The sequence below is a fragment of the Merdibacter massiliensis genome (assembly GCF_900155395.1).
Classification (GTDB): Bacteria; Bacillota_I; Bacilli_A; order Erysipelotrichales; family Erysipelotrichaceae; genus Merdibacter; species Merdibacter massiliensis.
Genome location: NZ_LT699726.1, coordinates 204,520 through 218,930 on the forward strand (window position 1 = coordinate 204,520; position 14,411 = coordinate 218,930).

Consider the following 14,411-nt stretch of genomic DNA (forward strand, 5'->3'; position numbering starts at 1 on the left):
CGTCACTCCTTTATACTTTATAATCAATGCTTCCATTCTAGCATAATTCATGAATAAAATAAAAAAATGTTAGTGAATGATTCACTAACATTTTTTACCTAGTTATTCAATAGCAATTGTCTTCTTTTCAGGCAGCTTGTTCACTTCTTTAGGGAATGTGATCTTTAATTCTCCATTCTCATAACTTGCCTTGATATCTTCTTCGCTTACTTTCTCTCCTACATAAAAGCTTCGCGAGAAACTTCCGCTGTATCTCTCTTGGCGGATCAGATTGCCTTTTTCATCCTTATCCTCCGTATTCGTGTTCCTTGATGCGCTCACCGTCAGATATCCGTCATTCAATTCCAGATGTATATCTTCTTTCTTGCATCCAGGCAGTTCCATATCTAATAGATAATTACCATCCTTCTCCGTGATATCTGTCTTCATTGCCATATCATTTCGTGATGTGAAGATCGGTGATGTAAACATATCATCAAATACTGTATCAAATAAATCATTTGTTCTTGGGAAGAATTTCATATCCATCGCCTCCAGTTGTTTTCTCATCCAATGCTTTTTTTGCATCTGCATGAAATCTTTCCATCGGGCCTTCCCCGATTACACTTATCATTATAGTCAAACTTTTAGCACTGTAAAGTGTTGAGTGCTAAAAGTGGACATTCTCCCCTTTTCTGTCTATTTCTTTCATTTATTACAAAAAAAGTCATTCAAATGAATGACTTTTGATAAACTACTCTTTATCTGGTGTATAAAGAATTTTTAATCGGCGTTGATTTCCTTCTCCTTCACTAACCGTAGAGATATTCTCCATATCGGCCAAATGATTATGAATTGCCTTTCTTTCGTCTGCTGGCATTGGATCTAAGATTGCATCTGTCTTTGTTCGTCTAACATCTTTGGCAACCCGCATTGCCAATGCACAAACTTTTTTGTATTTATCTTGTTTATAACCGTTAATATCAATTAATACACCGATTTTCTTTCTAAATTCTGCAGATACTGCAGCTTTTACGATTGTATTTAATGACTGCAAAGCCCTGCCGTTTTTTCCAATTAAAACTGCATTATTTTCTGCATCGATATTGATGCGGTAAAAACCATTATCATTTATAACAACAACATCTGCCTGCATTTCAATATTTTCAAAGAATTGATCAAGATAATTTTTCATGAATTCTTCAATGTCTTTGCTGCAGTATACCTCAGCTTCTACCTTGCCGCCAATTCCTAAAAAGCCGCTTTTTTCTTCTTTTACTGTGTAGGTTAAATCATCAACAGAAACACCTTTTTCTTCGGCAACACTTTTTAACAATTCATCTAGATTCTTACCAGTATAAACTTTTAAGGTCATTCCAGTCTTCCTCCTTTATGCTGCTTTCTTTGAAATAAAGACTTTATGTACAACTAAGTTCTGACATACACGGAAAATAGAGGATACTAACCAGTAGAATGACATTGCTAAAGGCCATGAGAAGGCTAAAATAGCAATCATTGCCGTACTCATATACATCATCATGTTCATATTTCCCATCATGCCTCCGCTTTGTTTAGGCTGCGCATATTTCTTTTCTTTCACATGATGTTTCTTCTTTTCATAAGCTTGCAGCCATTGCGGAATTTTATATGACAAGAAGTTAAATACAACCATTAATACGAAGATTACAATATAAGAGATTTGTCCGCCTTGTAAGCCGGCTAATGGTGTTCTTGACAAATCAATAGAACCAAATGATCCAACAACAATAGCACTTGCACGCATAGTTGCATAATACATACCCATCAGAATCGGCAACTGAATAAACATGACTAAGATCGAACCAAATGGGGAAATATTATTCTTCTTATATAATGCTTGCATTTCTTGTGCCTGCATCATCTTAGAACGTTCATCTGATTTTCCAGCATATTTGTTTTGAATTTTTTGTAATTCAGGCTGCAACATCTGCATTCTTTGTGATGAAACCTGTGATTTTACCGTAAATGCAAATACCAGTAACTGAATCAAACAAGTTGCACCAATAATTCCAAATCCAGCATCTGTTTTACTTGCAATAAAATTGATCAATTGTGCGATTGGCCAAACGATCAATCCATTAAACCATCCTGTATTCATTGCGTCTCCAAAAGATGTAGCTTCAATCGTAATATAATCATCATCACTTAATTTTTCATACTCAGCTTTCATTTCTTCTGGAACTTCTGTAACATTGACATTCTTTTTCTGAACTTCGAATGTTTCTGATGCGATAATCTCATTTACTTTCGTTTTACCATCGCTGCCACGTGGTGAAGAACATGCGGTCAAAGAAACCATTATGATCAAACAGATGAATAACAGTCCTTTTTTATTTTTAAAAAATTTCTTCATCTACAATCTCCTCGCTTACTTTTTATACATCATTTAATCGCATATCTATATACTATACTATTTTAACTTTTTTCTTTAATCTTTCCAACCCTTTTTTGTTGTTTCCATAGTTTTCTTGATGGTATTTTGGTCGAACAATGATAATCGTGTCATATTTTTCCGTAAAATCAAATAATTCATCAACCATCATACGTACCTGCCGTTTAATTTTATTTCGTACGACTGCATTTCCTAATTTTTTTCCCACTGAAATACCCACTCTTGCATGTTCCAAAGCTCTTGGCTTGACATAAATAACAAAAGATGGATTAGCATAAAAATTTTTTTCATTCAAAATTTCATTAAATTCGTAACTTTTACAGACGCGATATATTTTCTTCATACGTCCACCTCATCCATTCTATTCACAAAAAAATCACCCGAAGGTGATTTTTATGCTGATAACACTTTTCTACCTTTTTTACGACGACGTGCTAGAACTTTACGTCCTCCTACAGTAGCCATACGGGCTCTGAACCCATGCGTTTTTTGGTGTTTTCTTTTGCTCGGCTGATATGTTCTTTTCATACAACTGACACCTCCGATTTCTTTCTTTTATACACATTTTGAGCATTGCTAACAAATTATACATAATCTCTATCTAAAAGTCAATAAATTTTGTTCATTCTGACTGCTTGCTCCTAAATTAGATTTTATTGATATTTAAAGTATTTTCCACTATTCTATTCTTTTTTCCACATCCTATCCACAGTTATTTTTATCCACTTTTCCACATGATGTGGAAAATGTGGAAAACTGTAAAAAAAATGATATTTATCCTGTATATTTATCCACAACTTATCCACTTTATATCACGAATCTCCTTCTGGTTATCCACTTTTCCACATTTAAGCTTATCCACAGTCTATTTTTCCACTATTAATTACTGTGGATATTGTGGATAACTCATAAATCATCGATATTTATCTCTATTTTTTCCACTTTTCATGTGGAAAACTAATTTTTTTATTATAAAATTAATTATTTTTTCCACAAAAGCTGCATAGTATTTTATTTCTATTTATAGTAGAATGTTAAAAGAATAGAGAGGAGGTTGCCATGAACAGCCAAGAAGAAATACGGTATCAAGAAATATGGGATGCAGTTTTAAAGCTGATCAAAGAAAGCAAGCTCTATGATGATGCAATTTATACAACTTATATCGAACCTACTAAATTATTTCGTATGAACGGTGATGTAGCTTTGGTTACGGTACCAAACAATGTATCTAGTTCCATTATTTCTGGAAGTCTAGAACAATGGAAACGCAGTCTATCTCAAATAGCAGATGGTGAATATACGATACAACTTATATTACATAAAGATGTTGAAAAAATCATGCCAAATGTCATGATCAAAAAACAGACAGATTCTTTATTTGAACAGCGTTTTAATAAACTTTATACTTTTGATAATTTTGTTGTTGGAAAAAGTAATCGAGAAGCATATGCGGCTTCCATTGCATGTTGTAATTATCCAGGGCAATTTAATAATCCTTTGATGATTTATGGTAATTCTGGATTAGGTAAAACCCATTTACTTCATGCCATTGGAAATTATTTAAAGGAAAATCAACCAGAAGCAAAAGTCATTTATATCTACAGTGAGGATATCGTCACATTATTGATAGAAGCCATGAAAAATAAAAATGTTCAAGGAAACAGTGTTGAAGATATCAAAGCTCGTTTTATGGAATGTGATTTTCTATTAATTGATGATATACAAAGAATGAAGCAATCTGCTTCTCAAGAAATATTTTTTAATTTATACAATAAACTCATTGCTGAGAATAAGCAGATCATAATTACTAGCGATATTCATCCAAGTGAATTGAAAGGGATCGAAAATCGTTTAATTTCACGTTTTTTAAGCGGTTTGAAAGTACGTGTAGGTTCTCCTGAATTTGAAACTGCCAAGGCTATCTTGAAGAAAAAAATTGAAGGCAGAAATGAGTCTATTATGATAGAAGATGAAGTGCTAGACTTTATTGCAACTAAATTTTCAAGCGATGTACGGAAATTGGAAGGATCTTTAAATGAACTATTTTTTAAAGCTATCTTAGAAAATCCTGGTATTATCGATCTTAAATTTGCACAATCTGTATTCAGCAACGAACCTGTTACTGTTGTAGATGAAGATCTAAGCATTGGCAAAATAAAAACTTGTGTTTGCGAGTATTATGGATTAACAAAAAATCAGATCGAATCAAAATCTAGAACAAAACAGATATCCAATGCGCGGCATATAGCTGTATATATATGCCGGAAACATTTGCAGGTTCCTTTTGTGAAAATTGGCTTTTCTTTTGGAAATAGAGATCATTCTACTATTATGTCTTCTTATGAAAAAGCCAAAAAAATGATCAAACAAGATCCGTTATTCAAAACTGCAGTTGAACAAATTGAAGCAAAACTAGGTGTCCACTAAGATATCCACATCTATCCACAATGTATCCACTGTATTTCCACATCAAAAAAAACGTAAAAAGTCCGTTATTTATCAAATAAAATACAGTTTTCCACATTTATCCACATACTTATTATTATTGTTATAAAGAATATATATAATATACAGGAGGATTTTTACCATGAATTTTATCATTAATAAACGTTACTTTTATGAAAAACTTTCTATCGTTTCTAGGGCTATCTCCGTGTTTTCTCCATTACCTGCTTTTTCTGGAGTTAAAATTGATGTCAGTGCAACAGAAATTGTTTTAACCGGCAGTGACTCTGATATCTCTATACGTTCAACGATTTTTCCTAGTGATGACAATGCTTTAAAAATCAATGATACTGGCAGCATCGTGATCGAAGCAAAATATATATTGGAAATCGTACGTAAAATTGAAGGGGATGTTGTTGAAATTGAAGTATTAGATGATACATTGACACAAATATCCGGAACAAACTCTCAATTTAAGATCAACGGGATGAAATCTACTGATTATCCCGCTATCGATTTTTCTAAACCTAAAGAATCATTTACTATTTCTTCTGCAAAATTAAAAGAAATTATTACACAGACTTGTTTTGCGACTAGTGATCGTGAGACCAGACCTGTTTTGACCGGAGTAAATTTCTCATGTCAAAATAAACAATTATATTGTATAGCAACAGATTCTTATCGCTTGGCAAAGAAAACTGTGGAAATTGAAGATGACCTTAATTTTAATATCACGATCCCATCAAAAAGTTTACAGGAAGTTCTAAAAAGTATTGGTGAAGAGGAAGCTGTACATATCTATGTAGATCATAAAAAATGTCAATTTTTGATTGATCATACAACTATTCAAACACGATTGATCGATGGTTCTTATCCAGAAACAAATCGTTTGATTCCATCCAATTATCAATATGAGCTTCGTATCGATTCTAAGGAGTTGTTAAATGCTATTGATCGTGCTAGTTTTATAAAAAATGATGGTGTATATATTATTAAATTTTCTCTGGATACAAATGAATGTATTTTATCTTCCAGCTCTGCAGAGGTAGGTTCATCTATGGAAGTTCTTTCCGATGCAAAGTTTACCGGAGAACACTTGAATGTAAGTTGTAATGGACGTTATGTGTTTGAGGCTTTAAAAGCTTTGAATGCTGGAGAAATCATATTTCACTTATGTGGTGAAATGAAACCTTTTACCATTCATACAGAAGGTGATGAAAGCATTTTAATGCTGGTTGTCCCATTACGTACGTATGCATAAATTTTGAATATAATAAGGAGAGGTATCATTGTGAAGTATTGATTAATGATACCTTTTTTTAGGAATATCTTCGCCGAATAAGGTATAAAAATTAATGGAATTTCAACAAATATATCTATATTTATGATATAATATGATAGATGTGAAGAGAGGCTTTTAGCTATGGAATTTAAAGTAAAAAACGAATTTATTACGCTTGGGCAGTTGCTGAAAGCTTGTGATTTCATCTCCAGTGGTGCGCAGGCCAAATTTGCTGTAAAAGAACTTGATATCAAGGTCAATGATGAGAAAGAAGATCGCCGCGGTAGAAAATTGTATTCCGGAGATGTTGTCGTCATTGATGGATCTGAAATTAGATTAAAATGAAAATATGTCAGTTGAGGTTGGTACATTTCCGTAATTATACTGATGAAACAGTTTTATTTGGGGATGGTATTCAATTGATCTGTGGAAAAAATGCACAGGGGAAGACGAATCTTTTAGAAGCTATTTATTACTGTTCTACTATGCGTTCCCATCGAACGATGCAAGATCAGAATCTGATTCAAAAAGAGGAAGCTTCCTTTCTGATTGACCTCTCTTTACAGCGAAACAGATATAAACAACATTTACGTGTCTGTGTGAATGAAAAGGGAAAAAATCTTTTTATTCAACATCATCCTATCTTAAAGGTTTCAGAGTTTATTGGTGAATTAAATGCTGTATTATTTTGTCCGGATGATATGCAGCTATTCATTGCTTCTCCAAAAATAAGACGTCGCTTTATTGACATTGAAATTAGCAAACTTTCCAAAAGATATACGAAAACTTTATCAACCTTTCAACATTTATTGAAAGAAAGAAATGCATTATTAAAACAAAAAGAATTTGATCGGATTTATTTACAAATAATCACTGAAAAAATGATAGATTGTGAAATGATCATTATGAAACAAAGATATGCATTTTTAAATGAATTATTTGATTATTGTCGTTCGTATTATTCACATTTTGCTAATGATGCAACTGCTATTGGATTTGAATATCACTGTCCTCTTGATATAAGTGAATTAGATGATAAAAATGCATTGATAGGGAAATATGAAAAATGTATCACTCGTGATCAATTAAGTGGTCAAACCAATATAGGCGTACATAAAGATGATGTTATTTTTACTATTGATGGGAAGAATGTAAATGGATATGCAAGTCAAGGGCAGAAGCGTACGTTGTTGTTATCGATGAAAATTGCGATTACTGCAATGATCAAAGAAAAACTTGGTGAATATCCAATTTTATTGCTAGATGATGTTTTTTCTGAATTAGATGAATTTCGTCGGAAACAATTGATTGAAATTTTGCCGGATGAAATGCAGATATTCATTTCATCAGCTGATTCATTTTCAGTCAGTCAGTTTTCAAAGCGCAATATTGATATTTTTGAAATTGAAAATGGCAAGATACTAAGGAGGGTTCTCAATGAATGAAGAAAAATCACAGGAAATATTAGATATGGAAAATATCCATGTGGATCATTCTTATACTGCAGATGATATTCAGGTTTTAGAGGGCTTGGAAGCGGTTCGAAAACGACCAGGTATGTATATAGGAAGTACAAGTGGTAGGGGACTTCATCATCTAGTATGGGAAATTGTCGATAATGGTATAGATGAGGCCCTTGCTGGTTATGCAAATGAAATAGATGTTGTCATTGAAAAAGGAGATATTATCTGTGTAACGGATAATGGCCGTGGCATGCCAGTCGGCATTCATGAAAAAACTGGAATTTCAGCTGTAGAGACCATTATGACTGTTTTGCATGCTGGCGGTAAATTTGGCGGTGGAGCTTATAAAGTTTCTGGCGGTTTGCATGGCGTCGGCGCAAGCGTGGTAAATGCATTATCCGAGTGGCTGGAAGTAACTGTCCACCAAGATGGGAAAAAGTATTTTATCCGATTTGAAAATGGAGGACATACGGTTGCTCCTTTGAAAATGATTGGAGACAGTGATCAACATGGTACAATTGTACGATTCAAAGCTGATCCAACTATTTTTACAGAAACAACTTCGTATGATTATGAGGTTTTAAATACGCGTATCAGACAGCTGGCTTTTTTAAATCGAAATATTCGATTGAATATTCGTGATGAGCGCGGTGAAAAAACGGTATCGAATTCTTATTTATATGAAGGCGGAATTATTGAATATGTGAAATATTTAAATAAGAATAAGACGCCTTTACATGAAGATGTAGTTTATGTAGAAGGTTTGCAACAAGGAATATTGGCAGAAATTGCAATGCAATACAATGATGGATATACTGCTAATATTTATTCTTTCTGTAATAATATCAATACGCAGGAAGGAGGAACTCATGAAGACGGGTTCCGTTTAGCACTGACGCGTGTCATTAATAATTATGCAAAAAATAATAATATCTTGAAAAAAGATGAGACTTTATCTGGAGATGATGTGCGTGAGGGATTGACGGCAATTATCTCAATTAAGCATCCAGATCCACAGTATGAAGGACAAACTAAAACTAAATTAGGAAATTCAGAAGTTCGTAAAATTGTATCTAATATTTTAGGAGAACAGCTGGAACGTTTCTTTATGGAAAATCCGGATGTTGCAAAAGTGATCGTTGATAAGGCAGTTGTTGCCAGCAAAGCACGTTTAGCGGCGAAAAAAGCACGTGAATTAACACGCAGAAAAAGTGCATTGGATGGAATTTCTTCTCTCCCTGGCAAGTTGAGTGATTGCAGTTCACGAAATGCCGAAGAATGTGAAATTTATATTGTCGAGGGTGATTCCGCCGGAGGAAGTGCAAAACAAGGTAGAAATTCACGAACACAAGCAATCCTGCCATTACGTGGCAAGATATTGAATGTTGAAAAAGCTCGTATGCATCGTATCTTTGAAAATGCAGAAATTCGTTCCATGATCACAGCATTTGGCTGCGGTATTCAGGATGAAATTGATTTAAGCAAGCTGCGTTATCATAAAATCATTATTATGACAGATGCCGATGTTGACGGTGCTCATATCTGTACTTTAATGTTGACATTCTTCTATCGTTTTTTACGTCCAGTAATCGAAGGCGGATATGTGTATATCGCTCAACCTCCTCTTTATAAGATTCAAAAAGGAAAGAAAATTGCTTATGCTTACAAAGAAGAGGAAATGGGACCTTTAAAAGAAGAATTTAAAGATAATTATAAAATTCAACGATATAAAGGTTTAGGTGAGATGGATGCAGAGCAGTTGTGGGAAACAACAATGGATCCGGAAAATCGTACATTAAAACAAGTAACCATTCAAGATGCAATGGAAGCAGACGGCGTATTTGAAATGCTTATGGGTGAAGAAGTTGAACCAAGGCGTAATTTTATTCAAGAGAATGCGCAATATGCAAATTTAGATATATAGGAGGTAAGCATTCATGGATACAAACTATGATAAGCTCGAACAAGTAGATATTTCTAGTGAGATGCGTACATCCTTTCTTGACTATTCAATGTCGGTTATCGTACAACGTGCTTTGCCGGATGTTCGTGATGGATTGAAACCAGTACATCGGCGTATCTTACATTCAATGAATACATTAGGCATTACGGCAAGCGTCGCTCATAAGAAGTCAGCACGTATTGTTGGTGAAGTTATTGGTAAATATCATCCACATGGAGATACTGCAGTATATGATGCTATGGTTCGTATGGCACAAGATTTTTCTTATCGTTATCCATTGGTTGACGGTCATGGAAACTTTGGCTCTATGGATGGTGATGGAGCTGCTGCGATGCGTTATACCGAAGCACGTATGTCAAAGATTGCCATGGAGATGATGAAAGATATTCAAAAAGATACTGTTGATTTCCGTGACAATTATGATGGGGAAGAAAAAGAACCAGTTGTTTTACCTTCTCGTTTTCCTAACCTTTTAGTGAACGGATCTGTAGGTATCGCAGTTGGTATGGCTACGAATATTCCACCGCATAATTTATGCGAGGCTATTGATGCAACGCTGGCAATCATGGATGATCCAACCATTACAGTGACGGATTTGATGGATAATTATATCAAAGGTCCTGATTTTCCAACTGGCGGTATGATTCTTGGAAGAAGCGGTATTCGTCAGGCTTATGAAACTGGACATGGCAGTATTCAGATACGTTCGAAAGTACGTATTGAAGAAATGGATAATGGCAAAAAAAGAATCGTTGTTTATGAAATTCCTTATCAAGTTAATAAAGCAACTTTAATTGAAAAAATTGCATCTTTAGTCAGAGAAAAAATAATTGATGGTATTACATACTTAAATGACGAATCGAATCGTGACGGAGTGCGCATCGTCATTGAATTGCGTAAAGATGTACAAGAAGACGTCATTTTAAATCAGTTATATCGTTTAACGCCATTGCAAACATCATTTGGCATCAATATGCTGGCTTTGCATAAAGATAAACCGGTATTGATGGGAATCAAAGAAATGCTGCAGCATTATGTGGAACACCAGGTGGAAGTTACAACACGCCGCACACGTTTTGATTTAAAAAAGGCAGAAGATCGTGCCCATATTTTGGAAGGTTTCCGTATTGCATTAGATCATATTGATGCAATTATTGCACTGATCCGTGCATCAAAAAATGATGAAGAAGCCATAAACGGATTAATGGAACAATTTGCATTAAGTGAGATTCAGGCAAAGGCAATATTGCAAATGCAGTTACGCCGTTTGACTGGTTTGGAAAGAGATAAGATCGAAACAGAATACCGAGAATTATTAGTTACGATTGCGGACTTAAAAGATATTTTAGCTAATGAATCACGGCTTCATGATATCATTCGTACAGAGCTCAATGAAGTAAAAGAAAAATATGGCGATGCCCGCCGTACGGACATTATGGAAGGCGGTTATGACATGGATGATGAAGATCTGATTCCTGTTGAGGATATTGTTATAACCATGTCAACAAGCGGCTATATCAAAAGAGCTCCAGTAGATACGTATCGTACACAACATCGCGGTGGCCGCGGAGTAAAAGGAATGACTTTAAATGAAGATGATGTGATCGACACATTGATCACAATGTCAACGCATGATTATTTATTGTTATTTACTAATTTAGGAAAAGTATATCGATTAAAAGGATATAATGTACCTAATGCATCGCGTACTGCTAAAGGTATACCAGTTGTCAATCTATTAAAATTAGAGAAAGAAGAACAAGTTACAGAACTTGTACCAATGCAACAGGATTCGAAAGCAGAATATTTATTCTTTGTTACTAAAAAAGGTCTTGTGAAACGTGTAAAGACACAGGAATTTGATTCTATTCGTAATAATGGAAAAATTGCTATTACGCTAAAAGACGATGATGAATTATTCAATGTAAAAGCAACGAGCGGCGAAGATGAAATTATTATTGCGGGATCTAATGGTAAAGCTATCCGTTTTGATGAGTCAGAAGTAAGAGTAATGGGTCGAACAGCAAGTGGTGTTCGCGGATTTAATACAGATGGATCACAAGTAGTTGGTGTTGCAACAAGCAATGAAGGAAAATATATTCTTTCAGTCTCTGAAAATGGATATGGAAAGAAAAGTGAAATTAGTGATTATCGAAAAACAAACCGTGGAACAAAAGGTGTTAAGACCATGAATGTGACGACAAAAACAGGATCTTTAGTGAATGTACGTGCAGTAAATGGTGATGAAGATGCAATGATTGTGACTGACGATGGAATCATTATTCGTATCTCACTTGAAAATGTAGGTGTGTATGGACGTAATACACAAGGAGTAAAATTAATTAATGTAAATGATTCTGAGACTGTTTCTAAAATTGCAATTGTAGAAAAAAGCGAGGATGAATCTTCTTTAGAAGGGGAATCCTGATAAATTAATTTGTTGTATGTTGACTTTACTTCTTTGAGATGTTATATAATAATGGAAAACGTTGAGAAGGAAAAGTAATCAGTTGATTTTGCATAGAGAATCAGCGGCAGGTGGAAGCTGATCAAAAACAATTGATGAAAAGCACCTTCAAGTGAAACAATGAATGAAGTAGTTGTTTACGGTAGTTCCGTTATCGCTTTGAGTGATTTCCTATTTGGAAATAAGAAGGGTGGCAACACGAGGCATTCGTCCCTTTTCGGGCGATGTCTCTTTTTTTTAAGGAGGAATTGAAATGCTAGATATAAAATTTGTCAGAGAAAATCCTGAAGCAGTTAAAGAAAATATCAGAAAAAAGTTTCAAGATCAAAAAGTACCACTTGTAGATGAAGTAATCAGTAAAGATAAAGAACTTCGAAGCATGAAACAAAGAGTAGATGATCTAAGAGCAATGCGTAATTCACTTAGTAAAAAAATCGGTGGATTAATGAAAGAAGGAAAAAAAGAAGAAGCGGAATCTGTTAAGCAACAAGTATCTTCTCTGGCAGATGAATTAAAAAACTTAGAAGAAAAGGAAGAAAAAGTTCGTGATGAAGTACAAGAAATCATGATGCAAATTCCAAATATGATTGATCCAAGTGTCCCTATTGGCAAGGATGATAGTGAAAATGTTGAATTGAAAAAATTTGGAGAACCTGTTGTACCTGATTTTGATATTCCATATCATACAGATATTATGGAGTCTTTTAATGGTATTGATTTAGACAGTGCACGAAAAGTTGCTGGTAATGGATTTTATTATCTAATGGGAGATATTGCTCGTCTTCACAGTGCAGTTATTTCTTATGCACGCGATTTTATGATTGATCGCGGGTTTACTTATGTAGTACCTCCATTTATGATTCGCAGCAATGTTGTTACTGGAGTTATGAGTTTTGCAGAAATGGATGGAATGATGTATAAAATTGAGGGTGAAGATTTATATTTGATCGGTACCAGCGAACATTCCATGATTGGCAAATTTATTGATACAATCTTAGATGAAAAAGATCTGCCATATACTTACACGAGTTATTCGCCATGTTTCAGAAAAGAAAAAGGAGCACATGGTATAGAAGAACGTGGTGTTTATCGTATTCATCAATTTGAAAAACAAGAAATGATCGTAGTATGTAAACCTGAAGAGAGTGCTGAATGGTTTGTAAAACTATATATGAACACGGTAGATTTATTCCGTAGCCTGGATATTCCTGTACGTACATTGGAATGTTGCTCTGGTGATTTAGCAGACTTAAAATGTAAATCAGTAGATGTGGAGGCATGGTCTCCTAGACAGAAAAAATATTTTGAAGTAGGTAGTTGTTCTAATTTAACGGATGCTCAAGCAAGAAGACTAAAAATACGAGTGAAAGGAAAGGATGGAAAATACTTTGCTCATACTTTGAATAATACAGTAGTAGCTCCGCCTAGAATGTTGATTGCTTTCCTGGAGAATAATTTAAATGAAGACGGATCAGTTAATATTCCAAAAGTATTGCAGCCGTATATGGGCGGTAAAGAAAAGTTAATTCCTAAAAAATAAACATGTGTTTATTTTTAAATGTTATTTCTTTTATAAGATTTACATAATTCATTTCTTTATAATTTATAACAGCTTTAAAATCTGCAGTATAAAAAGGAAATATCTCCTTTAAATATAGGAATATTTCCTTTTTTTTGTCATTATATTGAACTTTTTATTTAAAAAAATAGTATATTATGTGTATAACTATATGTATATTTTTTAAATATATTTAGTTTTATAAATGAAAGGATATACTGTTATGCCAACATTTAAAATAGATCAATATAATTCTTTATCTCTCATACATAAACAAACTATTGATCAATTTGTTTGTACCTGTTTTCAAGATGACGAGGTCAGAACAATTCATCCATCAGAATTAAATGTAACTAGTATTCAACTAATTATGAATCATCATTTAATCGGATACTGTGGTGTATATCAATGTTCTATGGAAGAAAACCATAACTATATAATTGGGATTGTTTCTTGTTTTTGTATTGATTCAAAATTTAGAAAACAAGGCTATGGAAAATTACTTTTAAATTATACGGAACGTTGGATGATTCATTCTAATGCATTTGATTTTTCTATTTTTACATGCAATCATAAAAACTTGATGTTTTATATACAGAATAGTGACTGGTGTATCCTTGATATAGAAGTGAAATCATATTTATATTCCTCTTATAATTCTAAAAAATTGAATTTATTTGTTTTATTTCAATCTTTTCACCCTCAGATCACTACAGATTTTATGACGAAATATTTTCCTACTATTTCTTTGATTTTACCTTTCAAGATATTTGTCTAAATTTAGAATTTTGTTTTATTCATGTTTATAATTTTGAAGGATTCA

Annotated in this window: 13 protein-coding genes and 1 other annotated feature; of the genes, 8 read left to right on the top strand and 5 right to left on the bottom strand. The window is 33.7% G+C overall.

What is annotated here, in order from left to right; translation table 11 throughout:
* Positions 1–102: 102 nt before the first annotated feature.
* The 5 genes from BQ9859_RS07565 to rpmH all read right to left on the bottom strand — a co-directional run bounded on the left by BQ9859_RS07565 (position 103) and on the right by rpmH (position 2,938).
* Positions 103–522, bottom strand: coding sequence for an Hsp20/alpha crystallin family protein (locus tag BQ9859_RS07565; protein WP_075877524.1), 420 nt, complete (start codon positions 520–522; stop codon positions 103–105).
* A 211-nt stretch (positions 523–733) separates the two neighbouring features.
* Positions 734–1,354: a Jag family protein gene (locus BQ9859_RS07570; protein ID WP_075877603.1), complete on the bottom strand. Its 621-nt coding sequence runs from the start codon at positions 1,352–1,354 to the stop codon at positions 734–736.
* A 15-nt stretch (positions 1,355–1,369) separates the two neighbouring features.
* Positions 1,370–2,371 carry a YidC/Oxa1 family membrane protein insertase gene (locus BQ9859_RS07575; RefSeq protein ID WP_075877604.1) on the bottom strand — a complete coding sequence of 334 codons (1,002 nt, stop codon included), beginning with the start codon at positions 2,369–2,371 and terminating at the stop codon, positions 1,370–1,372.
* A 52-nt stretch (positions 2,372–2,423) separates the two neighbouring features.
* The gene (gene rnpA, locus BQ9859_RS07580; protein WP_075877605.1) at positions 2,424–2,753 is read right to left on the bottom strand and encodes a ribonuclease P protein component; all 330 of its coding nucleotides are present in this window, start codon (positions 2,751–2,753) and stop codon (positions 2,424–2,426) included.
* 50 nt (positions 2,754–2,803) lie between these two features.
* Positions 2,804–2,938 carry a 50S ribosomal protein L34 gene (gene rpmH, locus BQ9859_RS07585; RefSeq protein ID WP_075877606.1) on the bottom strand — a complete coding sequence of 45 codons (135 nt, stop codon included), beginning with the start codon at positions 2,936–2,938 and terminating at the stop codon, positions 2,804–2,806.
* A 531-nt stretch (positions 2,939–3,469) separates the two neighbouring features.
* Between rpmH and dnaA the strand changes: the two genes are divergently transcribed.
* From dnaA to BQ9859_RS07625, 8 genes are all read left to right on the top strand, one after another.
* Positions 3,470–4,837, top strand: coding sequence for a chromosomal replication initiator protein DnaA (gene dnaA / locus BQ9859_RS07590; protein WP_075877607.1), 1,368 nt, complete (start codon positions 3,470–3,472; stop codon positions 4,835–4,837).
* 160 nt (positions 4,838–4,997) lie between these two features.
* Positions 4,998–6,116: a DNA polymerase III subunit beta gene (gene dnaN / locus BQ9859_RS07595; RefSeq protein ID WP_075877608.1), complete on the top strand. Its 1,119-nt coding sequence runs from the start codon at positions 4,998–5,000 to the stop codon at positions 6,114–6,116.
* A gap of 162 nt (positions 6,117–6,278) precedes the next feature.
* The gene (gene yaaA / locus BQ9859_RS07600; protein ID WP_075877609.1) at positions 6,279–6,482 is read left to right on the top strand and encodes a S4 domain-containing protein YaaA; all 204 of its coding nucleotides are present in this window, start codon (positions 6,279–6,281) and stop codon (positions 6,480–6,482) included.
* A complete protein-coding gene (recF, locus tag BQ9859_RS07605) occupies positions 6,479–7,582 on the top strand; it encodes a DNA replication/repair protein RecF (RefSeq protein WP_075877610.1) in 1,104 nt (367 codons plus the stop codon). The genes yaaA and recF overlap by 4 nt, the downstream gene beginning before the upstream one ends.
* Before the next feature lie 25 nt (positions 7,583–7,607).
* Positions 7,608–9,524, top strand: coding sequence for a DNA topoisomerase (ATP-hydrolyzing) subunit B (gene gyrB / locus BQ9859_RS07610; protein WP_075877673.1), 1,917 nt, complete (start codon positions 7,608–7,610; stop codon positions 9,522–9,524).
* Between the two features lie 13 nt (positions 9,525–9,537).
* Positions 9,538–11,991, top strand: a complete 2,454-nt coding sequence (gene gyrA, locus BQ9859_RS07615; RefSeq protein ID WP_075877611.1) for a DNA gyrase subunit A — start codon at positions 9,538–9,540, stop codon at positions 11,989–11,991.
* Between the two features lie 52 nt (positions 11,992–12,043).
* Positions 12,044–12,248: a binding site (T-box leader), on the top strand.
* Positions 12,249–12,283: 35 nt separating this feature from the next.
* Positions 12,284–13,570, top strand: coding sequence for a serine--tRNA ligase (serS, locus tag BQ9859_RS07620; protein WP_075877612.1), 1,287 nt, complete (start codon positions 12,284–12,286; stop codon positions 13,568–13,570).
* A gap of 241 nt (positions 13,571–13,811) precedes the next feature.
* Entirely contained in the window at positions 13,812–14,366 is a 555-nt protein-coding gene (locus BQ9859_RS07625; protein ID WP_075877613.1) for a GNAT family N-acetyltransferase, read from the top strand.
* The last annotated feature ends 45 nt before the right edge of the window (positions 14,367–14,411 follow it).

Excerpts from the sequence above, each read along its gene's own strand:
- BQ9859_RS07565 (WP_075877524.1), bottom strand. The coding sequence starts at position 522 with ATGAAATTCTTCCCAAGAACAAATGATTTATTTGATACAGTATTTGAT.
- BQ9859_RS07570 (WP_075877603.1), bottom strand. The coding sequence starts at position 1,354 with ATGACCTTAAAAGTTTATACTGGTAAGAATCTAGATGAATTGTTAAAA.
- BQ9859_RS07575 (WP_075877604.1), bottom strand. The coding sequence starts at position 2,371 with ATGAAGAAATTTTTTAAAAATAAAAAAGGACTGTTATTCATCTGTTTG.
- rnpA (WP_075877605.1), bottom strand. The coding sequence starts at position 2,753 with ATGAAGAAAATATATCGCGTCTGTAAAAGTTACGAATTTAATGAAATT.
- rpmH (WP_075877606.1), bottom strand. The coding sequence starts at position 2,938 with ATGAAAAGAACATATCAGCCGAGCAAAAGAAAACACCAAAAAACGCAT.
- dnaA (WP_075877607.1), top strand. The coding sequence starts at position 3,470 with ATGAACAGCCAAGAAGAAATACGGTATCAAGAAATATGGGATGCAGTT.
- dnaN (WP_075877608.1), top strand. The coding sequence starts at position 4,998 with ATGAATTTTATCATTAATAAACGTTACTTTTATGAAAAACTTTCTATC.
- yaaA (WP_075877609.1), top strand. The coding sequence starts at position 6,279 with ATGGAATTTAAAGTAAAAAACGAATTTATTACGCTTGGGCAGTTGCTG.
- recF (WP_075877610.1), top strand. The coding sequence starts at position 6,479 with ATGAAAATATGTCAGTTGAGGTTGGTACATTTCCGTAATTATACTGAT.
- gyrB (WP_075877673.1), top strand. The coding sequence starts at position 7,608 with ATGGAAAATATCCATGTGGATCATTCTTATACTGCAGATGATATTCAG.
- gyrA (WP_075877611.1), top strand. The coding sequence starts at position 9,538 with ATGGATACAAACTATGATAAGCTCGAACAAGTAGATATTTCTAGTGAG.
- serS (WP_075877612.1), top strand. The coding sequence starts at position 12,284 with ATGCTAGATATAAAATTTGTCAGAGAAAATCCTGAAGCAGTTAAAGAA.
- BQ9859_RS07625 (WP_075877613.1), top strand. The coding sequence starts at position 13,812 with ATGCCAACATTTAAAATAGATCAATATAATTCTTTATCTCTCATACAT.